Raw genomic sequence first — 21,152 nt, forward strand, 5'->3', positions numbered from 1 at the left:
CGCCGGAGGTCCGGCAGGCGCGGCTGAAATGGCGCAAGGGCGAGCTGAGCCAGGAAGTCTATGACGGATTTATCCGCCGGCAAATTGCGGACGCCATCGCTCTTCAGGAGAACATTGGCCTTGATGTTCTGGTGCACGGCGAATTTGAACGAACCGATATGGTCGAGTTCTTCGGGGAGAAGCTGGATGGATTTCTGTTCACCCTGAATGGCTGGGTGCAATCCTACGGTTCCCGCTGCGTCAAGCCGCCGGTGATCTACGCCGATGTCGCTTTCACCGAACCGATGACCGTCAAGGAAAGTGTCTATGCGCAGTCTTTGACGAAGCTTCCGGTAAAGGGCATGCTGACTGGGCCGGTCACGATTCTGAACTGGTCCTTCGTGCGCAACGATTTAAGCCGGGAGCGGGTAGCCAACCAGATTGCGCTCGCGCTGCGGCAGGAGGTGCTGGCGCTCGAAAGCGCCGGGGTGGAAATGATCCAGGTGGACGAGCCGGCGGTGCGCGAAGGACTTCCGCTCAAGGAGAAGGACCGCAGGCATTATCTGAACTGGGCCGTAAAAGCTTTCCGCATTTCCACGAATCTCGTTCGGGAAACGACGCAAATCCATACCCATATGTGCTATTGCGAATTTGGCGATATGATTGATTCGATTTCCGATATGGATGCGGATGTTATTTCCATTGAGACGTCGCGCAGCCATGGCGAGCTGATTGCAAGCTTTGAGAAAATGGAATACGACAAAGGGATTGGCCTTGGAGTATACGACATCCATAGCCCGCGGGTTCCGGCGGTGGAAGAAATGGAGACCGGCATCGACCGGGCGCTGCGGGTGCTGCATCCGGAGCAGTTCTGGATCAATCCGGATTGCGGACTGAAGACGCGGGGCTGGAACGAGACGGAGGCATCGCTGCGAAATATGGTGGCGGCTGCGGAAGATGCCAGAAAGAAAGCGCGGGCTATTCAGCCGTAACTTGCGAAAGATCGGCTTATAAAGAATAAACCGGGAATCCGATCCCGGTTTATTGCTTTTATATATATACCCTATTTCTGTTTAAACGTGTCACAATCTGTTTCTTCAGAGCGAGAAGCTTGTTTCACGTTATTGAAAGCAATGAAAATCGACTCAGCATTGCACTTGTTTTCATTGGCCCAATAAGTACAGGTGTTCACTTCGCACAGCACATCTTTTGCCATAAAGTATTCACCTCCTAACGCTAGTAGGCTTTCCTCATACCTCTTGATTTATACCAAGCGATCATTCTAATGATCTGACAGGCCCCCATCGAACCCTCCCGATGAACCGCTAAAGAAAGATTCGTACTCCGCAACCTTTCAGGGTCTGGAAACGTCTGGAGAATAAATATCAGACAGCCGATAAATTGGGGGGATGCGGATGTTCAAGCGAAGTCTGTATTACATGGTAACGGTTATGGTGTTGTTGTGTGTCATGCTAGCTGGCTGTAGTTCGGGCGGCAGCGCCGGGCACGCGGAGCAGGCTGCAAATTCCATGATGAAGGGCAGCGTCTCGTCTCAATCGAATGCGGTCAGCATGGGGGCTCCCGCTGAGGCCGCTCTTGCAGATAAAAATGATACCGCGCAAGATGGCGGATCGGGGAGCGGTAAAGAGCTTGCAAGCCACTCCGCCGCAGAACAAACCGTCAGCAGCTCCGGCGGATTCGCGTCCGGCGATGTAGCTGCTGGACTGAACAAGAAACTGATCTACCATGCCAATCTCAACATGGAAGTGGAAAATTACGATAAAGCGCAGACGGAAGTGCGGAATATGATCAATCTCGCCCGCGGCTACATTCTCGGATTCACGGAAACGATGTCCGATTCCGAGCATGGCGGCACGTTTGTCGTGAAGGTGCCTGCTTCCGGCTTCTCTTCTTTCCTGGATAGTCTGGAGAAAGTCAAACATGAATCGCTCCAGCGCAGCATTGAGGGTCAGGACGTTTCTGAAGAGTATGTCGACCTTGAAGCGCGCCTGAAGGCGAAGCAGCTGCTGGAATCCCAGTACGTCGAATTTATGAAAAAGGCGACCAAAGCCACGGATCTTGTGTCGTTTGCCAACGAGCTTGGCAAGGTTCAGGAGGAGATTGAGCAGATCAAGGGGAGAATGCGCTATATCGATCAAAATGTGCTGTACTCAACGGTGGAGCTGCGGCTGTATCAGCTGGACGAGAGTACTTTAAATATGCGTAAGGAAGAGCCGCAATCGCTATTTGGCAGAGCCTCTGGCGCGCTGCGCGGAACCCTAAATGCCATCGCCAAGGGATTAGAGTGGATCTTTATCTTCCTGGCCGGAGCGTTGCCGTTACTGATCGGAGCCGGCCTTATTCTGGCCGCGCTGCTCTGGGTCCGCCGCTCAAGACGCCATCGCCGCCGCGAAGAGGCTTCGCAGCTGATTCGGGAAGCCAATCGGCGTAAAGAAGAGGGAGCATACGGAGGACCGGCCGGACCAAGCCGGAAGGACGGGGAAGATGAGCCCGGAGATGCGCCGCAGGCGCTGGAACCGCCGGAAGATAAGTAAGAGAAAAAGCCTCCAAACGGGCGAGAAACCCGTTCGGAGGCTTTTGTTACAGTCCCTTTTATAAGGAAAGCGTTCTATTGAAATAAGATGCGGTATTCGCCATAACCTTCCCGTTCAAGATTCTCCTTCGGAACGAAGCGCAGCGCAGCGGAATTGATGCAGTAGCGAAGACCCTCCGGGCCCGGTCCGTCATTAAAGACATGGCCGAGATGTGAATCCGCTTCTCTGCTGCGCACCTCCGTGCGAATCATCAAGTGGCTGAGATCGGTCTTTTCTTTCACTGAATAGTCGCGGAGCGGGCGGGTGAAGCTGGGCCAGCCGCAGCCGGAATCATATTTATCCCTGGAACTAAAGAGCGGCTCCCCGGACACGATGTCCACATAAATGCCTTCTCCGTGATGATCCCAAAATTCATTTTGAAATGGGGATTCCGTCGCATTATTCTGTGTGACCTCATATTGCAGGGGTGTAAGCCGCTGCTTCAGACTTTGCTTGTCCTCTTTATGCGGCCAATGGCTCTCAATAAAGGCTTCCCGGCCGGAGGCTTTGCGGTAGCGTTTGTAATGGCCCGGATTTTTGCGGTGATAGCCCTGATGATATTCTTCCGCAGGATAGAAGACCCCGGCCGGAACAATAGGCGTCACAATCGGACCCGAGAAGCGGCCGCTTTGCTGGGTTGCGAGCTTGGATGCCTCGGCTTCCTTGCGCTGCTCCTCATTGTGATAGAAGATCGCCGTCCGGTAGGAGGAGCCTCGGTCATGGAACTGGCCGCCTTCATCCGTCGGATCAATCTGCTGCCAGAACAGCTCGAGCAGCTTGCTGTATGGAAAAATATCGGGATCGAACGTAATTTGCACAGCTTCCGCATGGCCCGTCGTTTCGGAGCAGACTTCTTCGTAAGTCGGATTGACCGTATGCCCTCCGGTATAGCCGGAGACGACGTCGATAATGCCGGGCAGCTCCTCGAACGGGGAGACCATACACCAGAAACAGCCGCCTGCGAATGTCGCTTTTTCGGTGCGGGAGCCTGTTTGGTTAGTCGGATTGTCAGTCATAGTTGTCCCTCCTGTCAAATGAAGCAATTAAATAGATCACAATTTAATTATAAACCTTCTAAGTGTGTTGTGCCAACAAGCCGCAAGCTTCAGGCTGACCGTTTATTCCGATGCCTGCCGCCTTTTAGCAGGAGACCAAGTAATAGGAGCGCCGCAATGTACAGCGCGGCGGCTATTCCGGCGGCTGCGGGATGCTCCCGGGCGCTGCCGCCAAGAAAGGCAAAGAGCGCGATGCCCGGGATTTTGCCCAGACCTGAAGCAATGATAAAGCTCCAGAAGGGCAACCCGGCCGCGGCGGCATACACATTGACCGCCGATTGCGGTATGATCGGCAAGAGGCGGGCTGCAATTACCGAAGCGAAGGGCCGCCGCTGCACGGCAGCCGTGAATTTGTCCAGCGCCGGGACTGAAGACAAATAAGCGCGTCCTTTTTCCGGAAACAGCCATTTGACGCCGCCGAACATCAGCGCAGCGGCCGCCGTTGTCGCCAGCCAGCACATCGCTCCACCCGCCAGACTTCCGTATACATATCCGAACAGTCCGATGACGGCTTTGTACGGCACGACCGGGAATAAAGCCAGCGCGGCTGCGGCCAGGATCGAGAGCAGAGCATGCCCGTCCTGTCCCAGCCAGTCCAGAATGGTATATCTGTAGATAAACGCGGCGCCCAAGCCCGAAACATAACACAGCGCCAGCAGCCATTTTCTCATTGTAATATGTCCTTTCCGATTCATCTTCACCCATCATACTGAAAAAAATTGAAGAATAGAAGAAAACTCATTTGTCGGATTGACTCGACAGGGTATAATAGTTCATTAGATATGAAGCGGCAGCTTCTGCAAGGGGAGAAACTTGTACAGGACAACTAGAAAGGGGGAGAGAGAGAATGGATGATTACCGTAAATCGGTGGAAGACCACATTGTGGAAAGCTATAGGCGCGATGAAGAAATGATGATCCTCGTATTCGCCCAATGGTGCGTGAATAATGGTCTCGATCCGGAAGCCCTCTATTTGCAGGCTTACCCGCAGCAGCAGGGCAATGAACAGCTTGCCAGAGCACTTGCACTGACTGTACCGGCGGATGAGTCCGGTTTTATATCAGATGATACGGTACTCGGAGTACTTTCGTTATATGGAAACGACGACCTGGCTTTTGTCATCACTGAGGCGGTAGCGGCAAGAGCGCAGGGAGAACGCGGCCAGTAGCGGCGGCTTTTTATGGATGCGAACAAACTTTTTTTGGAAAACAATGTTCAGTTGGAACGTAATGTGGTAAAATTATATATACTAACTAAATGTAAGTTTTTAGCGAGAGGTGAGAACAATGGAAGAGCATCAGTTGGCGTTGTGTCCCCGCTTCGAGACGGCATTCTCTTTTCTGGGCAAACGGTGGAACGGCCTGATTATTAAGACATTGATGAGCGGACCGAAACGCTTTAAGGACATATCCGGCCTTATTCCTTTGATGAGCGATAAAATGCTGTCGGAACGGATGAAGGATCTGGAGAGCGAAGGCATTCTGGAGCGGCATGTCTATCCGGAGACGCCTGTGCGGATCGAATACGAGCTGACGGACAAAGGCCGCGCGCTGGAGCCTGTTATGGAGCAGATTCAGAAATGGGCGGAACAGTGGGTAAAATAAAGGCGGGGCCGGCCGCAGAACAAGCAGAAAACTGACGTCGAATCAATCGGCGCCAGTTTTTTTAAATAGCGATTCAATCTAGCACTAGACATCGTGTTTTATACGGGAATACCTCGTTCGCTTTTTAATTTTAAAATCTCTTCAACCGCTTTTTTATAACCGCCGGCCTGTTTAAAAGACTCACTTATTTTCTTGATATTTTCAGCATAGCTTGGATCGTTTAACACTTTTTCCACCGCATCCTTTAATCGTTCCGGAGTAAGTGTATCCTTATCGAGAGAAATGGCCGCTCCGAGTTCTGCTGATCTTCCTGCCATATAAGGCTGGTCTGCGCCTATGGGTATCGCTACAAAAGGCACTTCATTATACAGTAAGTCACTGGTACTGTTCATCCCCGCATGAGTGATCGCCACATCCGTATATTTTAAAATCTCCGATTGAGGCACAAAATTTCTTACAATAAAATTGTCAGGTATTTCAAATTCAGATAAATCCACATGGTATGCCGTCATAACCACCACAGCATCAGTGCCGGCAAAAGTTTTAAAGAAAAGTTCATAAAGCTTGCTATCCTTATTAAACACTGTGCCTAATGAGATGTAGACGACTTTTTTACCTTCTAATTGCTCAAATGGGAAATCCAAATTTTCCTGCCGGTCATAGATTGGAGGGCCGATAAATTTAAAGCTGTCGTCATAATATTCAGGATGGGAAACGAAATATTTGGAAGTATAGGCAATATTGATGTCACCTTTATTAAAGAATAAACCCATCGGGTTATCGGCCATTTCCACGTTATAGACTTCCTTTAATTGATTTGCAACTGTTTTGTAAGTTTCCATAACGGGATGATTCCTTAGCAGTTCTTCATTGGCGGATCCTTTGTGCTGGGCCATCAGTTCCTTCGGAGTAGCAAATACGGCAAAAGAAGATACCGAAGGAAGGTTCAAGATTTGAGCCATCACATTTCCAAAAGGATACATGGCCGTATACATAATGTAGTCAAAATGGTCATCCTTAATTTGAGATAAAACATCTTCTATCATCTTATCGCTTGACTTGAGCATTTCATTAATAGAGTCGAACAGCTTCTCTAACCCCATGTTTTGCGGCGTAGTGTGTCTACCATTGAAAAGGGGAGACTCTACTTGATAACTTCTAAATTCAGCACCTGTCTTTTCGATCTTCTCTTTAAAATCCTCTGTACAAAAATAAGTAACTTCCTCGCCTTGATTGACTAATTCATTGACTAATCCCAGTGTAGGATTGACATGGCCATGAGCAGGAATGCTTAAAAAAAGCACTTTTGACATCATTTCACATCCTCTTCTATGTTCTTTCAAAAAAATTTTTAGTGTGCAACTTGTGTGTTTTTTTGGCTGTGTAACAGCTTTTCAATAGCTTCTGCGGCTTTTTGAGCTCCGCCAGCTTCTTGAATATTCTTCTGCATGTCATACACACGCTGCTGCAACTGCTCGTCTTCTGAAACTTCTTGAACCGATGTCTGTAACACTTGAACGGTTACTTCATCCGGCAGAAAATGCTGCCCCAGTCCCAATTCCGTTACGCGGCGGGCGGTAATTTCCTGCTCATGCATCTGTGGTATAACGACCAGGGGCACGCCGTTACTTAACGCTTCCATCGTGCTGTTCATGCCGCCATGCGTGATAAACAACCGGGTATGAGGGAGAATTTCAAGCTGAGGGACCTTCTGGCGGACAATAAAGTTATCTGGAATGTCGCCCAAGCTTTCCGGAGTGATCTTAGATCCTGTGGACATGACGACTTGCCAATTGGAGTCGCGAAAAGCTTCGATACACATGTTATAGAATTCCGGCCAGGGGTTGAAAATCGTACCCAGCGATATCAGCATGACGGGGCGCTCACTATTTTCATCAATCGGCAAGCTTTCTCCGTAGGTGCGTTTGCCAATAGACGGTCCAACAAAAAGGAAGCGTTCGTCAAACTGATCGCCTTTTATCTGAAAAGCCCGAGGCATAAAGGCAATATTTAATTTCTCCGGAATGAATAAATCCATAAAGGATGCAACCGGAATCCCCTCCTTTTCCGAAAAATCCTTGAGCTTTGCCGCCAATTCATTCTTGATTTCGTCCGGAACCTCAGGCAACGCCGATACATGCTCATTCTCCGCATAGGAAGAAAATAGCCGTACCGCAGGAATGCCGTGCTTTGCAGCGAACAGTTTTCCGGCCAACGCTATAAAATCAAACAGAATTAAATCCGGAAGATCATCCGCATACATCTGCTCTAATTGATAATATGTGGCTATCGCCTCTTCAATGAATTTCATGGGGAGATTTTCCGCATTGCTGCTTATGGCTTCAGTGATTTGTTTAACATGACTTATTTGATCTAAAATATCCATTGAGGCCGATTGATAGGGAATAACCGAAACCCCTGTTTGCTCAATATCCGGTATGAACTTTTCAGTTGCCGGATAAGTCACTTTATAGCCTCTTTGAACGAGCTCCGATACAACGGCGAGTGTGGGATTGATATGCCCGTAAGCAGGAATATTAATCATAGCAATATGAGTTTTCTTCACTTCAATCATCCTCCATTTGTATTAGAATTGTACCATGTGATGGAACAAATTATAGTATATGTAAAAATGGAGTTCAATTAGAATAGAGATTTTATCCATGAAAATAGACAAAAGAGGTGAAAGTGTTGCATCAAACAAGAGAATGGATTTTTGAAGCGCTGCTGTTATTATTGGAGACCACACCCTACGACAAGATTAATATTACCAACATCACAAAAAAAGCAGGAGTAGCCAGACAGACTTTCTACAGAAATTATAAAAGCAAAGATGAAATCATTATCAAATATTTGGATGATGTATTTAAAGAGCGTCTACTTATATTAAAAAAATTACACGACAATAACTCAAATGATGCTCTTAATGATCTCTTCTTTGCGGACTTGAAGAAGCATCGTGAGTCTTTACTAAAAATTATCAAAGCCGTACCTTATTATTTAATACTTGAACATCTTGAGAAATTAATAAAAAATTTAGTGAGTCTGTATAAAAAAGAACATACAAATATAGATCAATTAAACGAACTGCATTATAAATATTCCATAAAGTATCAAATTGCAGGAAGTTTTACGATTATAGTAGACTGGCTTAGGAACGATGCTCCGTTGTCTTTTGAAGAAATGAGGACAATCATCAGTGAATTTGGAAAGTCATTTGTAGAACAAGGCAATTATGTGCCTGATATTTTATATAGCTATGCTGATCAATTGGAGAGCTTGTGATAAACCCAAGCGTGTAAAAAGCGACTTGGTATCCCCCAGGCGAAATACCGCGTTCAGCCGGAGCAAACCGCCCGCCGTTCCACGGAATGACGGGTATGCAATTTTTTACCGTTTCTTTTTTTGAGAAAAAAACTTGCACAATCGACATGAAGACGTAATATAATAGAAAAAACGGATGTTCCTCTCCTATTGGAAGCGCTTACTAAATAAATCCCCCGCCCTACAGGGCAAATTTGAGGGAGGCGAGCCAAGATGAAGACCACCCTGCTCTCACGTGAGATAGGTTATGGAAAAGAGGATGTCGCCGAGTTGGAAACGGCATCCGTTAAGGTGCAGCTTATTTATGATAAGACGCTGTTCATGCTGCACAGCCATATTCCCGCCTCGCTATGGAACGCTACGATTGGAGTTCCCTACAGCATAATCTCTTCTCTGTACAAAGGTAACGGTGAAGCCGGTACGGTATTTCAGAAATGGATTCAAGGGCCCTCGGGCTGGAAATGCATCGGCTGTGAGCGACACTGTCTGGAACAGGAACAAGGTAAACCGGAACGTGACAGAGGCATATCGGATCAGCGGCGTGCCTACACGTTTCATAATGGCAGAAGACAGAGTCTGATCCTTCAGGCGGTGATTTGGTCGCTGTTTGAAAAAACGCTGATGCTTCATCCGTTTCTTGGCGCGGAGACCTTTCTGGATGGTGATGATTTGGAGACCATATCGGCCTATTTTGTGCCCACCTATGTCAATGACGTCCGTTTTCGGGAGCTTAATAAGCCATGCAAAGCCTACACGGACACGGGTATCCGCGTCTTTCAGGAATGGGTTGCGGCTCCGGACCTTGTGCTTCAATGGGATGGCGGGTTGACGGAAGGAAGATGGATGACCGGCGTGTATGTTAATCAGGCCAAATTTGCCGGACTCGGGCCTTACTTGAAGGACGCTGCGGGCAAGCGCACGTACATGGAAGCCTATGTGCAATAAATCTGTTCAATATGTTGATGGATTTACCGTGATTCCAATCACACGTAAGCTCTCCTTTCGGGGTTAAGGTGGAGTAGTAGACAAACCGACCAGCACCCCTAAGGAGGAGCCATAATGAGCATAAAACAACCCTTATTCAATAGTGATACGATGGTAAGAGATATTGTACTGCAGTTCCCAAAAGCATCGGACTACTTCAAAACGAACAAAATCGATTTCTGCTGCGGCGGCACCAAGCCCCTTCGGGCGGCGGCGGACGAGCGCGGCTTAGATGCAGGCGCTGTCATCGGCGATTTGTACAAGCTTGTGGAGGAGCATCCCGTTCTGGAAGAAGAAACCGTGTGGAACGGGGCGTCGTCCGAAGCGCTGATCGGCCATATTGTGAGCAAGCATCACCGCTATCTGCGTGAAGAGCTGCCGCTAATCGGACAGAATGTTTCCAAGGTATTCCATGCGCACGGCGAAGGCTCCCCGCATCTGGCCAAGGTATACCGCCTGTTCAACCAGTTGAAGGACGAATTGCTGGAGCATACGGCGAAGGAAGAAGCGCAGGATTTTCCGAGTATTCTTGCCTACGAGCAAAAAGGGGACGAACAATCTTTAGCCGCGCTGCGGGGGGCTCTTCACCATTTGGAAGAGGAGCATAATGCCGCGGGGAACATCTTGAGACAGCTTCGCGAAGTTACCGGCGACTACACTCCACCTGAGCATGCCTGCACAACCTATCGTCTGACCTATACGCGGCTGGAAGAATTGGAAGGCATGACCTTCGAGCATGTTCACCTGGAGAACAACATTCTGTTCCCGAGATATCAAGCCTAGTTTCAGCTTTAGTTAACGCCGATTTTCCTGGATTATCCTTGGGAAATCGGCTATTTCTCGTATGTCAAGAGGGTAAATAACAATATTTGTTACAGATTGATGTGAAAATATTCACTATTGGAGTGACTGTGGTCACCCATCTAGTTAAAATTTAAACAGTATAATTCCGTTATTAAGCACGAGAGTTGATTAAGGAAGCTTTTGAGGGAGGACCTGACAATGACAACGAATCGAGAAAAATTAGTATTGATCGGCAACGGCATGGCAGGCGTCGGTACCATCGAACAGATTTTGAAGCTTGGCGGCGCATACGACATCACAGTCTTCGGCAGCGAGCCTCATCCGAACTACAACCGCATTATGCTGTCCTATGTCCTTGAAGGAAGTAAAACGGTGGACGATATTATCCTGAACGACTGGAACTGGTACAAGGATAACGGCATAACTCTGCATACGGGCACTACGGTAACCCGCATAGACGGAGACAAGCGGCAGGTAATCGCATCGAATGGATTGACCGCCGATTACGATAAAGTCATTATCGCCACCGGGTCGAATTCATTCATTCTGCCGATCCCGGGAAGCGGCAAGGAAGGCGTCGTCGGCTTCCGCGACATCGCCGACTGCGAAGCCATGCTGGATGCCGCGAAGCAGTATGGCAAAGCGGCTGTCATCGGCGGCGGATTGCTTGGGCTCGAAGCGGCGAAGGGACTCGTTAACCTTGGCATGGACGTTACGGTCGTCCATCTGATGGAAGACCTGATGGAGCGCCAGTTGGACCATACCGCCGCGTCGATGCTGAAAGCGGAATTGGAGCGCCAGGGCGTCAAGTTCGCCATGGGCAAGCAGACGGTGGAGTTGACCGGCGATGAGCGGGTTAGCGGTCTGCGCTTCAGCGACGGTACGGAGCTGGAGTCGCAGTTCGTGGTTATGGCTGTCGGTATCAAGCCGAATGTGGCTGTGGCGAAGGACAGCGGCATTGAGGTGAACCGGGGCATCGTGGTTAACGACTATTTACAGACATCGCTTGCGGATGTGTATTCCGTTGGCGAATGCACCGAGCACCGCGGCGTCTGCTACGGTCTGGTAGCCCCGCTGTTCGAACAGGGAACCGTCCTTGCCAAGCATTTATGCGGTGTGGAAACCAAGCCTTACGAGGGTTCGGTCGTCTCGACCAAGCTGAAGATTTCCGGTGTGGACGTCTTCTCTGCCGGGGAATTCATCGATACGCCGGAGCATACGGTGATTTCCGCTAAGGATGATTGGAAGAGAACCTACAAGAAAATTTTGCTCAGGGACAACATTATCGTCGGCGCCGTTCTGTTCGGCGATGTGACGGAATCAGCCAGCCTGCAGAAGCTGGTGAAGCAGGGTGCGGAGATGACCGACGACATCTATGCGGATGTTATGGGCACCGGCTGCTGCGGCGGAGGCGGGGCCAAGAAGACGGCATCTGTCGAAAGCATGTCTGACGAGGAAATTGTCTGCGGCTGCAACGGCGTGACCAAGAGGGCGATTGTGGACGCCATCACCGAGAATGGCTTTACGACCGTGGACGAAATCAAGGCCAGCACCGGCGCTATCCGATCCTGCGGAGGCTGTAAGCCGGTCGTGGAACAGATTCTGCAATACGTGCTTGGCGACGGCTTCGAGCAGAGCGCGAAGACCGGAATTTGCGGCTGTACGACGCTCAGCCGGGATGAAATTGTGGCCGAAATCCGGGCCAAAGGACTGACAACGACCAAAGAGGTCATGAACGTCCTTGGCTGGAAACAGGAGGAGGGCTGCTCGAAATGCCGCCCGGCGGTCAACTATTATCTGGGCATGATCTATCCGGATACACATAAAGACGAGAAGGAATCGCGCTTCGTCAATGAACGAATGAGCGCCAATATTCAGAAAGACGGCACGTTCACTGTCGTTCCCCGGATGTACGGCGGCGTGACGACTCCTGAAGATCTGAAGAAAATTGCCGATGTCTCCATTAAGTATGATGTCAAAGTCGTCAAAGTAACCGGCGGGCAGCGTCTGGATCTAATCGGCGTGAAGAAAGAGGATGTGCCTAAAGTATGGGAAGAGCTGGATATGCCTTCCGGCTATGCGTACGCCAAATCGCTGCGGACAGTCAAGACCTGTGTTGGTTCTCAGTTCTGCCGGTTCGGCACTCAGGACTCGATGGGCATGGGAGCGCTGCTGGAGCGGAAGTATGAGCGGCTTGACTTCCCCGCCAAATTTAAAATGGCCGTGAACGGCTGTCCACGGAACTGCGCGGAATCCTGCACGAAGGATATCGGCATTGTCGGCAACGACGGAGGCTGGGAAGTGTTCATCGGCGGCAACGGCGGCATCAAGGCGCGGATTGCGGATTCCTTCTGCAAAGTGAAGACGGACGAAGAACTGGTGGAGATCTGCTCCGCTGTGATGCAGTACTACCGTGAAACCGGCAATTACCTGGAACGAACTTCGGAATGGGTGGAGCGAATGGGGCTGGAGCATATCAAGACAGTCATTCTGGACAACGAAGAGGAGCGCAAGGCGCTTGCGCAGCGGATTGACTTCGCCTTGACCCAGGTCCAAGATCCATGGAAAAAAATGCTGAACGACGGCGCGACACGCTCTGCGCTGTTTGAAGCGACGGGAACAGCAAGACAAACCCATGCTGCTGGCAATGTGGAAGACTATCTGAAGCAAATCGGCCGGGTGATCAACATTGAAGGCAAAGAGCTGGCCGTCTTCCGCACTTCAGAGGACGAGTTCTACGCTCTGGAGAACCGCAACCCGCATCCCAAAGGCGGCCCTTTGGCCGAGGGGATCGTATCCGGGCACTACCTGTACGACCCGCTGTACGATTGGAAAATCGATCTTCGCACCGGCGAAGTTCAAGCGCCCGATAAGGGGCAGGCGGCGGCTTATCCGGTTCATATTGATGGAGAAACCGTTGTTATCGGAATTTAAAGATATTTCAGAGAAAAAAATGGGGGGTTAGGGGCATGTTTACGCAAAGTGTGGAAAATATTATTGAAGCGGCGGTTACGAAACGTGACAAAATGAATGAAAGCCTGCCGCGTTATGCTTTGGCGGCGCTGTTGGCCGGCGCTTATGTCGGCATCGGCATCATCCTAATCTTTACTTTAGGGGCGCATCTGGCGGCGGCCAAGTCACCCTTCCAGCCCCTCGTAATGGGAGCAACCTTCGGCATCGCGCTGACGCTGGTCATCTTTGCCGGTTCGGAGCTGTTTACGGGGAATAACATGTTCTTTGCCGCCAGCACCCTTGCAGGCAGAACAAGCGTATGGGATACGATTAAGAACTGGATTATCGTCTTTCTCGGCAACCTTGCCGGCGCGCTGCTGCTGGCTTGGCTGGTGCAAGGAACAGGACTGTTCAAGGCCGCAGCCCCTGATCATCTAATCTTCACAGCTGCGGCCAAAAAGATGAGCCTGCCTTTGTCCGAATTGTTCTTTCGCGGCATTTTGTGCAACTGGCTGGTCTGTCTGGCGATCTGGATGTCGTCCCGGGCGAAGAGCGAAGGCGCCAAGCTGGTGCTGATCTGGTGGTGTCTGCTTGCCTTCATCGCCAGCGGCTATGAGCATAGTGTGGCGAACATGACGCTGATGAGCGTGGCCCTGCTGCTGCCGAATCATCCGGAGACCGTCAGCTTGGCCGGTTGGCTGCATAACATGATTCCGGTTACGCTGGGCAACATAATCGGCGGCGGCGTATTCGTCGGCATGGCTTATTGGGCCATTTCGCCCGTCCGTTCCATCCGCAGCAAGCGATAGGACTCTGGATTATGAGAATAAACGGCAAGTCTCCGTTGGTTGGAGGCTTGCCGTTTTTTTCTGAAACAAAAGAAAAAAAGCGCCCGAAACGGGCGCCTTGACCACGAAAATCAATGGGTCAGAAATCCGGACAATTTATGTTTCACTGAGGAAAGAATAGGGTAAGATAGTTGGGATGTTAGATTCGGCAGATCTCGGTTGGGCACATTTCACAATGGCAGATTTCCTGAAGCATCTCAATATTTTTAATTACAATCATGCCGTTCTCGTACTCTACGGCGTCCTTCTTGCGCAAATCGCTAAGCATGCGGTTAACGCTCTCGCGGGTTGCGCCGATCATATTGGACAAGTCGGTATGTGTAATTTTTTTGTTAATCAGAATAGCCTCGCCGTTCTTCTCGCCGTACGTATGACACAGTCGAATCAATGTAGAGCAGAGCGCGCCCGGTTTGCCGTACATCATCAGGTCGCGGAACTTGGTTTGCGTCAGGCGGTGATGAATGCCCATCCATTTCATAAAGTCGATGGCAAAATCACAGTGCTGGCAGATCAGAATTTCAAGATCCTTGTGCTCGATCACACCGACCTCGCTTTCCTCGATCACTTCGGCAGTGAAGCTGTGCTTCGTGCTGAAGAAAGGATCGGCTTGGCCGACCATGTCGCCGGCTTGATACATATAAAGTATGAGTTCCTTGCCTTCATCCGTGGATTTGGTCAGCTTGACGCGTCCGCGCTTAAGATAAAACAGCTTATCCGAGTAGTCTCCTTCCCAGAATAAATGAGAACCTTCCGGAACTAACCGTTCTTTCATCGTTACTAGCAGTCTGTTAAAGTTTTGTTCGGAGAAACAGTTCGTGTTTCCGTGGGCTTCGATAACATTCGTGTGTTCTTTCATAATCGACATCCCCTCTATTCCCTCAGTTTTTCAATAAATTTTAAACTAATTATACAATGAATTTTTTAATTGTGGGTGGAAAAATCACGGAAAAAGTGTCTAATTTTCAACATTGTGATTATTTTCACTTCAAAAGCGCGATTTTTAGTGTGATTTCTAATAGGTTTTTCCAATCAAAGCTGTAATTCGTTAACCGAGACGGGGAAACAGCTTTTCTTAATATAAAACATGGTTAAGCCTTAGGCAAGTAGAATGTGATTTAAGACACAACTTTTTAAGAGCTGACATAGGCCGGTCGAACAATGAACATAAACGCTTATTCAGACCTTGGCGATGCTGCTGTACGAGTTTGGATACAATAGGGGGAGTCAATACGTTTCCGCTTAGCTCTTTACCGAAGAAATGCCATTGCAAGATGATGCGGTGCATCTCGGCTAACCAGTTGAATCATTCGGATGGTTGTAGATACGGTTAGCGTGATGAACAGTTGCGCGGCTTTCCGATTTTTTTTCCGGAAATTGATCATACTATAAGAAGCTATTTTAAAGAAGTTATTTTAAAGAAGTTATTTTAAAGAAGTTATTTTGGCGGCGTGTGCCCAGAAATCTTTAAAATGTCACGAGATCGGCGGCGCTCACGGAGCATGAAGGCTTCTTTTATTAAAAATCCTCCTGCTTTAAATATAATTAGGAATTATAGCATGGATAGTTCGGCTAACAAGCGGCAACTTATGCAATTTTCCAAATAAAGGAATTGATTTCTTCTATACAATCTACTGTTAGTTTAATATGAATAAGCATAGAAAGAGACGGGTATAGGTAGGATGGCCCTAAAAGCAGCTTTGATGTAAGCGTTTTAAAAATAAAAGAAAAAAATTTTTTATACTTTGTGAAAGATTTCACTATACAAGTCGCATTTGATGTGATATTATCGGTTCTGTAGAGAGGAACAAACACAAATTGACAGGAGGACGAGGGAAATGGCAGTAAAGAATGAAGTGGCCGCCCAAGTGAAACAACCTACCGCTGAAGAGTATATTCAGACATTGGTAGACAAAGCAAAGAAAGCTCAAGAAGCTTATATGGCTCTTGATCAAGAGCAAGTAGACAGTATCGTTCATGCGATGGCGCTGGCCGGACTTGACAAGCATATGTACCTGGCGAAACTGGCAGTTGAAGAAACTGGCCGCGGTGTTTACGAGGACAAGATCACTAAGAACATCTTTGCTACTGAATATATTTACCACGGAATCAAATATGACAAAACTGTAGGTGTTATTGAAGATAACCCTTATGATAGCTTCCAAAAAATTGCCGAACCGGTCGGAATCGTTATGGGCATCACACCGGTAACTAACCCAACATCCACCACGATGTTTAAAGCCTTGATCGCCGCAAAGACACGTAATCCTATTATATTCGGTTTCCATCCATCTGCGCAAGAGTGTAGTGCCGCTGCCGCAAAAATTCTGCATGATGCTGCTGTCAAAGCCGGCGCACCAGAGAACTGCATCCAATGGATCGAGCAACCGACAATGGATAAAACTAACGCGCTGATGAACAATGATGGTGTGGCTCTGATCCTGGCGACAGGCGGATCTGCAATGGTTAAGGCGGCATACAGCTGCGGTAAACCGGCTCTTGGCGTAGGTCCTGGTAACGTGCCTGCCTTCATTGAAAAGAGCGCTGATATTGACCAAGCGGTAAATGACATTATTCTTTCGAAAACATTCGACAACGGCATGATCTGCGCATCCGAGCAGGCCATTATCATTGAAGAGCCGATCTTCGACCAAGTGAAGAAGAAATTGATCGCTAACGGCTGCTACTTTGTTAACAAAGAAGAGGCTGCCAAGCTGACCAACGGCGCGATGAACGTAGAAAAATGCGCGGTTAACCCGGTAATCGTCGGTCAATCCGCTGTAAAAATCGCTGAAATGTGCGGAATTCAAGTGCCTGCAGGCACCAAAATCCTGATCGCCGAACTCGAAGGCGTGGGCACGAAATACCCGCTTTCCGCTGAAAAGCTGAGCCCGGTTCTGGCTTGCTACAAAGTTAAGAATGCGGACCAAGGCATCGAGCGTGCGGCGCAAGTTGTTGAGTTTGGCGGTATGGGTCACAGCTCGGCCATCCACTCCAACAACGAAGAAGTAATCATGAAATTCTCGAACCGTCTGCAAACTGGACGTATTCTCGTAAATTCGCCTTCCACCCATGGTGCCATCGGCGACCTCTACAACACGAACATCCCTTCGCTGACTCTGGGCTGCGGATCCTACGGCCGTAACTCGGTATCGCAGAACGTTACCGCCATTAACTTGATCAACGTGAAAAGGGTGAATCGTCGTATCGTGAATATGCAATGGTTTAAGCTGCCGGAGAAGATCTACTTTGAAAAAGGCGCAACCCAATACCTGGCCAAAATGCCTGACATCACTCGTGTAGCAATCGTCACAGACCCGATGATGGTTAAACTGGGCTATGTGGAAAGAGTTGAGCACTACCTGCGTCAACGCCAAACTCCTGTAGCAATCGAAGTGTTCTCGGAAGTTGAACCGGACCCATCGACAACTACAGTTGAAAAAGGTACTGCCATGATGAACAGATTCCAGCCGGACTGCATCATCGCGCTTGGCGGCGGTTCCTCTATGGATGCTGCAAAAGGAATGTGGCTGTTCTACGAACATCCGGATGCTGACTTTGATGGTCTGAAGCAAAAATTCATGGATATCCGTAAACGGGTCTACAAATTCCCGAAACTGGGCATTAAAGCGAAATTTGTTGCAATCCCTACAACTTCGGGTACTGGTTCGGAAGTAACCTCCTTCGCGGTTATTACCGACAAAACAACTACTCCAAATGTTAAGTATCCGCTGGCTGATTATGAGCTTACTCCTGACGTAGCCATTATCGATCCGGAATTCGTATACAGCTTGCCTAGAACAGCTGTTGCCGATACAGGTATGGACGTGCTGACACATGCGATCGAAGCCTATGTGTCCACCCTGGCAAGCGACTACACCGATGGTCTGGCTATCAAAGCTATCCAACTGGTGTTCCAATATCTGGAGAAATCCGCACTGCAAGCCGACAAGCTTGCCCGCGAGAAAATGCACAATGCATCGACGCTGGCCGGTATGGCCTTTGCCAACGCATTCCTGGGCATCAACCACAGCTTGGCGCACAAATGGGGCGGTCAATACCACACACCTCATGGACGTACCAACGCGATTCTGTTGCCGCACGTTATCCGCTACAATGCGGCGAAACCGTCGAAGTTCGCTTCGTTCCCGAAATATTCGCACTTTGTGGCTGACGAGCGCTACGCTGAAATCGCCCGTATTCTGGGACTGCCGGCTCGCACTACCGAAGAAGGTATCAACAGCCTGATCAGCGCCATTCGCGATTTGAACAAAAAACTGGGTATCGAAGATTCCTTCCAGCAACTGGGCATCGATCCGAAGGATTTCGAAGCCAATGTTGACTACCTGGCCGATAAAGCCTTCGAAGACCAATGCACAACTGCCAATCCGAAGCTGCCGCTGGTAAGCGAACTTGCTGACGTATACCGTAACGCCTTCTACGGCAAATTTGACAACTAATTTTTAAGTCTGCATCAGGCTTTATGTATATAAAAAATCAGCTTTTTGATAGTTCAAACTGGGATTGAGATTAGAGTGACAAATATCACTAAAAAGATGCTAAATGGTGATATTTGTCACAGTTTTCTTGGGGAAAGTAAACTAAGATGTTTATATAAGGTCCCAGTTATTGAACTTCAATTGTGAATTTTGTTACAAGCAGCAACATGGGATCACGAGACACGGGATTAACCTTCAAGCCCGCGATCTCTACAAATCATATAAATATATGGAGGGATTAGCATGTCGGTGATTGAAAGAGAAGTACAAGAAGTCAAGTCGGGATGGCGTGGATTTGTTAGCGGAAAATGGTCTAAGCATGTCAACGTTAATGATTTCATCGAGAAGAACATCAAGCCTTATGAAGGAAACGAAGATTTCCTCGTAGGTCCAACCAGCAACACTAACGAATTGTGGAAAATTATTTCCCAACTGAGCAAAGAAGAAAGAGAAAAAGGCGGCGTATGGGATGTAGACCTTAACACGGTTTCCACAATCGTATCCCACAAACCGGGTTATATTGATAAAGAAAAGGAACAAATCGTTGGTGTTCAAACGGATGCACCTTTCAGACGTTCCATTCAACCGTTCGGCGGCATCAAAATGATGATCGACGCTTGTAAAGCTTATGGCTTCGAGCTTCCGAGCAGCATTGTTGACATGTTTACGAATATTCGCAAAACGCATAACCAAGGCGTATTTGATGCATATACATCTGATATGAGAGCCGTGCGGAAAGCAGGTATCATCACGGGTCTTCCGGATGCTTACGGTCGTGGCCGTATCATTGGTGATTACCGCCGCGTTGCTCTGTACGGTATTGACTTCCTGATCAAGGAAAAGAAACAAGATCAACTTAACCTTGAAGTAGATTCCATGAGTGAAAGTGTCATTCGTCTCCGCGAAGAGCTGTCGGAGCAAATCCGCGCTCTGAGTGAGCTGAAAGAAATGGCTGCTGCGCACGGATTTGATATTTCCAAACCTGCAAACACTGCTAAAGAAGCTTTCCAATGGGTATATTTCGGTTACCTGGCTGCCATCAAAGAACAAAACGGCGCCGCAATGTCCCTCGGACGGGTATCTTCCTTCCTGGATATCTACGTTCAACGTGACGTTGAAGAGGGTACACTGACTGAAGAACAAGCACAAGAGCTTGTTGACCATTTCGTTATGAAACTGCGTATTGTGAAATTCCTTCGTACTCCTGAGTACAACGACCTGTTCTCTGGTGACCCGACTTGGGTAACAGAATCCATCGGTGGTATGTCCGTAGACGGAAGAACTCGCGTTACGAAGAACAGCTTCCGTTTCCTGCACACTCTGTACAACCTGGGACCGGCTCCGGAACCGAACCTGACTGTTCTGTGGTCCGAGAAGCTTCCTGAAGGATTTAAGAAATATTGCGCCAAAGTATCCATCGAGACCAGCTCGATCCAATATGAAAATGACGATCTGATGCGTCCGATCTATGGCGATGACTACGGTATTGCATGCTGCGTATCCGCAATGCGTATCGGTAAACAAATGCAGTTCTTCGGCGCACGCGCCAACTTGGCTAAAGCTCTGCTGTACGCTATCAACGGTGGCGTGGATGAGAAATCCGGCGCTCAAGTCGGTCCAGAATATCCGCGTATTACTTCCGAAGTGCTTGATTACAACGAAGTAATCAGCCGCTTCAAACCGATGATGGAATGGCTTGCTAAGACTTACATCAATACCCTTAACGTTATCCACTACATGCATGATAAATATTCCTACGAACGCATTGAAATGGCACTGCATGACCGTGACATCCTGCGTACGATGGCTTGCGGTATCGCTGGTCTGTCGGTTGCTGCCGACTCCCTGAGCGCGATCAAATACGCTAAAGTTAAACCGATCCGCAACGAACAAGGCATTGCAGTTGACTTCGAAATCGAAGGTGAATTCCCTTGCTACGGCAACAACGACGATGCTGTTGACAGCATTGCAGTTGAACTGGTTGAATCCTTCATGAACATGATTCGCAAACACGAAACTTATCGTGATTCCCTGCCGACTCAATCGATTCTGACCATTACTTCGAACGTTGTATACGGCAAGAAAACGGGTACTACGCCTGACGGACGTAAAAAAGGCGAGCCGTTCGCACCTGGTGCTAACCCAATGCACGGACGCGACAAGAAAGGTGCTCTTGCTTCCTTGAGCTCCGTAGCTAAACTGCCTTATGAAGACAGCCTTGACGGTATTTCCAATACCTTCTCGATCGTTCCTAAGGCACTGGGTAAAGATGAAGAAGGACGTAAAGCGAACCTGGTATCCATGATGGACGGATATTTCCACAGCAAAGGTCATCACCTGAACGTTAACGTATTTAACCGCGAACAACTGATGGACGCTATGGAACATCCTGAGAACTATCCACAACTCACCATTCGCGTATCCGGTTATGCTGTTAACTTCATCAAGCTGACTCGTGAACAACAACTTGATGTTATTAACCGTACTTTCCACGGTTCGATGTAAGTTGTCT

General features: G+C 48.7%; 17 protein-coding genes. 11 read left to right on the top strand and 6 right to left on the bottom strand.

All coding sequences use genetic code 11. From position 1 onward, the window contains the following. Nucleotides 1-971 (top strand): 5-methyltetrahydropteroyltriglutamate--homocysteine S-methyltransferase (gene metE, locus L691_RS0121070; protein WP_025692317.1); only part of this gene is annotated, 971 nt, incomplete at its 5' end. Nucleotides 972-1,042: 71 nt separating this feature from the next. On the opposite strand, the gene L691_RS31480 is transcribed toward metE, so the two are convergent. Further along, nucleotides 1,043-1,195: a DUF1540 domain-containing protein gene (locus L691_RS31480; protein ID WP_084654340.1), complete on the bottom strand. Its 153-nt coding sequence runs from the start codon at nucleotides 1,193-1,195 to the stop codon at nucleotides 1,043-1,045. Between the two features lie 199 nt (nucleotides 1,196-1,394). Here L691_RS31480 and L691_RS29665 point away from each other — a divergent pair, with 199 nt between their 5' ends. Continuing rightward, nucleotides 1,395-2,534: a DUF4349 domain-containing protein gene (locus tag L691_RS29665; RefSeq protein WP_051459423.1), complete on the top strand. Its 1,140-nt coding sequence runs from the start codon at nucleotides 1,395-1,397 to the stop codon at nucleotides 2,532-2,534. 74 nt (nucleotides 2,535-2,608) lie between these two features. Here L691_RS29665 and msrA read toward each other — a convergent pair whose 3' ends face one another. Together msrA and L691_RS0121090 are read right to left on the bottom strand one after the other, a co-directional pair. Next, entirely contained in the window at nucleotides 2,609-3,589 is a 981-nt protein-coding gene (gene msrA / locus L691_RS0121085; RefSeq protein WP_025692319.1) for a peptide-methionine (S)-S-oxide reductase MsrA, read from the bottom strand. An 89-nt stretch (nucleotides 3,590-3,678) separates the two neighbouring features. Beyond that, the gene (locus L691_RS0121090) at nucleotides 3,679-4,299 is read right to left on the bottom strand and encodes a TVP38/TMEM64 family protein (RefSeq protein ID WP_025692320.1); all 621 of its coding nucleotides are present in this window, start codon (nucleotides 4,297-4,299) and stop codon (nucleotides 3,679-3,681) included. Nucleotides 4,300-4,475: 176 nt separating this feature from the next. On the opposite strand from L691_RS0121090, the gene L691_RS0121095 reads away from it, so the two are divergent. Further along, nucleotides 4,476-4,796, top strand: coding sequence for a hypothetical protein (locus L691_RS0121095; protein ID WP_025692321.1), 321 nt, complete (start codon nucleotides 4,476-4,478; stop codon nucleotides 4,794-4,796). Nucleotides 4,797-4,914: 118 nt separating this feature from the next. Beyond that, the gene (locus tag L691_RS0121100; RefSeq protein ID WP_025692322.1) at nucleotides 4,915-5,232 is read left to right on the top strand and encodes a winged helix-turn-helix transcriptional regulator; all 318 of its coding nucleotides are present in this window, start codon (nucleotides 4,915-4,917) and stop codon (nucleotides 5,230-5,232) included. 98 nt (nucleotides 5,233-5,330) lie between these two features. Here L691_RS0121100 and L691_RS0121105 read toward each other — a convergent pair whose 3' ends face one another. After that, the gene (locus tag L691_RS0121105) at nucleotides 5,331-6,548 is read right to left on the bottom strand and encodes a macrolide family glycosyltransferase (protein WP_232229242.1); all 1,218 of its coding nucleotides are present in this window, start codon (nucleotides 6,546-6,548) and stop codon (nucleotides 5,331-5,333) included. Nucleotides 6,549-6,583: 35 nt separating this feature from the next. Continuing rightward, complete coding sequence (locus L691_RS0121110) at nucleotides 6,584-7,798, bottom strand: macrolide family glycosyltransferase (RefSeq protein ID WP_025692324.1); 1,215 nt, start codon at nucleotides 7,796-7,798, stop codon at nucleotides 6,584-6,586. Between the two features lie 125 nt (nucleotides 7,799-7,923). Between L691_RS0121110 and L691_RS0121115 the strand changes: the two genes are divergently transcribed. From L691_RS0121115 to L691_RS0121135, 5 genes are all read left to right on the top strand, one after another. Next, nucleotides 7,924-8,517 (top strand): TetR/AcrR family transcriptional regulator, encoded by a 594-nt coding sequence (locus L691_RS0121115; RefSeq protein ID WP_025692325.1) that lies wholly within the window; start codon nucleotides 7,924-7,926, stop codon nucleotides 8,515-8,517. 252 nt (nucleotides 8,518-8,769) lie between these two features. Next, nucleotides 8,770-9,501, top strand: coding sequence for a hypothetical protein (locus L691_RS0121120; protein ID WP_025692326.1), 732 nt, complete (start codon nucleotides 8,770-8,772; stop codon nucleotides 9,499-9,501). Nucleotides 9,502-9,615: 114 nt separating this feature from the next. After that, the gene (gene ric, locus L691_RS0121125) at nucleotides 9,616-10,323 is read left to right on the top strand and encodes an iron-sulfur cluster repair di-iron protein (RefSeq protein ID WP_036737621.1); all 708 of its coding nucleotides are present in this window, start codon (nucleotides 9,616-9,618) and stop codon (nucleotides 10,321-10,323) included. A 219-nt stretch (nucleotides 10,324-10,542) separates the two neighbouring features. Next, a complete protein-coding gene (gene nirB, locus L691_RS0121130; RefSeq protein WP_025692328.1) occupies nucleotides 10,543-13,278 on the top strand; it encodes a nitrite reductase large subunit NirB in 2,736 nt (911 codons plus the stop codon). Between the two features lie 35 nt (nucleotides 13,279-13,313). Further along, nucleotides 13,314-14,105 carry a formate/nitrite transporter family protein gene (locus tag L691_RS0121135; RefSeq protein ID WP_025692329.1) on the top strand — a complete coding sequence of 264 codons (792 nt, stop codon included), beginning with the start codon at nucleotides 13,314-13,316 and terminating at the stop codon, nucleotides 14,103-14,105. 178 nt (nucleotides 14,106-14,283) lie between these two features. On the opposite strand, the gene L691_RS0121140 is transcribed toward L691_RS0121135, so the two are convergent. After that, a complete protein-coding gene (locus L691_RS0121140; protein ID WP_025692330.1) occupies nucleotides 14,284-15,000 on the bottom strand; it encodes a Crp/Fnr family transcriptional regulator in 717 nt (238 codons plus the stop codon). Between the two features lie 979 nt (nucleotides 15,001-15,979). On the opposite strand from L691_RS0121140, the gene adhE reads away from it, so the two are divergent. Together adhE and pflB are read left to right on the top strand one after the other, a co-directional pair. After that, complete coding sequence (adhE, locus tag L691_RS0121145; protein ID WP_025692331.1) at nucleotides 15,980-18,601, top strand: bifunctional acetaldehyde-CoA/alcohol dehydrogenase; 2,622 nt, start codon at nucleotides 15,980-15,982, stop codon at nucleotides 18,599-18,601. Between the two features lie 282 nt (nucleotides 18,602-18,883). Next, complete coding sequence (gene pflB / locus L691_RS0121150; protein WP_025692332.1) at nucleotides 18,884-21,145, top strand: formate C-acetyltransferase; 2,262 nt, start codon at nucleotides 18,884-18,886, stop codon at nucleotides 21,143-21,145. The last annotated feature ends 7 nt before the right edge of the window (nucleotides 21,146-21,152 follow it).

Origin of the sequence: Paenibacillus zanthoxyli JH29 (genome assembly GCF_000520715.1) — a bacterium.
Lineage (GTDB): Bacteria > Bacillota > Bacilli > Paenibacillales > Paenibacillaceae > Paenibacillus_AQ > Paenibacillus_AQ zanthoxyli.

Bases quoted from the DNA above. Each gene is read 5' to 3' on its own strand.
- L691_RS31480 (WP_084654340.1), bottom strand. From the start codon at position 1,195: ATGGCAAAAGATGTGCTGTGCGAAGTGAACACCTGTACTTATTGGGCC.
- L691_RS29665 (WP_051459423.1), top strand. From the start codon at position 1,395: ATGTTCAAGCGAAGTCTGTATTACATGGTAACGGTTATGGTGTTGTTG.
- msrA (WP_025692319.1), bottom strand. From the start codon at position 3,589: ATGACTGACAATCCGACTAACCAAACAGGCTCCCGCACCGAAAAAGCG.
- L691_RS0121090 (WP_025692320.1), bottom strand. From the start codon at position 4,299: ATGAGAAAATGGCTGCTGGCGCTGTGTTATGTTTCGGGCTTGGGCGCC.
- L691_RS0121095 (WP_025692321.1), top strand. From the start codon at position 4,476: ATGGATGATTACCGTAAATCGGTGGAAGACCACATTGTGGAAAGCTAT.
- L691_RS0121100 (WP_025692322.1), top strand. From the start codon at position 4,915: ATGGAAGAGCATCAGTTGGCGTTGTGTCCCCGCTTCGAGACGGCATTC.
- L691_RS0121105 (WP_232229242.1), bottom strand. From the start codon at position 6,548: ATGATGTCAAAAGTGCTTTTTTTAAGCATTCCTGCTCATGGCCATGTC.
- L691_RS0121120 (WP_025692326.1), top strand. From the start codon at position 8,770: ATGAAGACCACCCTGCTCTCACGTGAGATAGGTTATGGAAAAGAGGAT.
- ric (WP_036737621.1), top strand. From the start codon at position 9,616: ATGAGCATAAAACAACCCTTATTCAATAGTGATACGATGGTAAGAGAT.
- nirB (WP_025692328.1), top strand. From the start codon at position 10,543: ATGACAACGAATCGAGAAAAATTAGTATTGATCGGCAACGGCATGGCA.
- L691_RS0121135 (WP_025692329.1), top strand. From the start codon at position 13,314: ATGTTTACGCAAAGTGTGGAAAATATTATTGAAGCGGCGGTTACGAAA.
- L691_RS0121140 (WP_025692330.1), bottom strand. From the start codon at position 15,000: ATGAAAGAACACACGAATGTTATCGAAGCCCACGGAAACACGAACTGT.
- adhE (WP_025692331.1), top strand. From the start codon at position 15,980: ATGGCAGTAAAGAATGAAGTGGCCGCCCAAGTGAAACAACCTACCGCT.
- pflB (WP_025692332.1), top strand. From the start codon at position 18,884: ATGTCGGTGATTGAAAGAGAAGTACAAGAAGTCAAGTCGGGATGGCGT.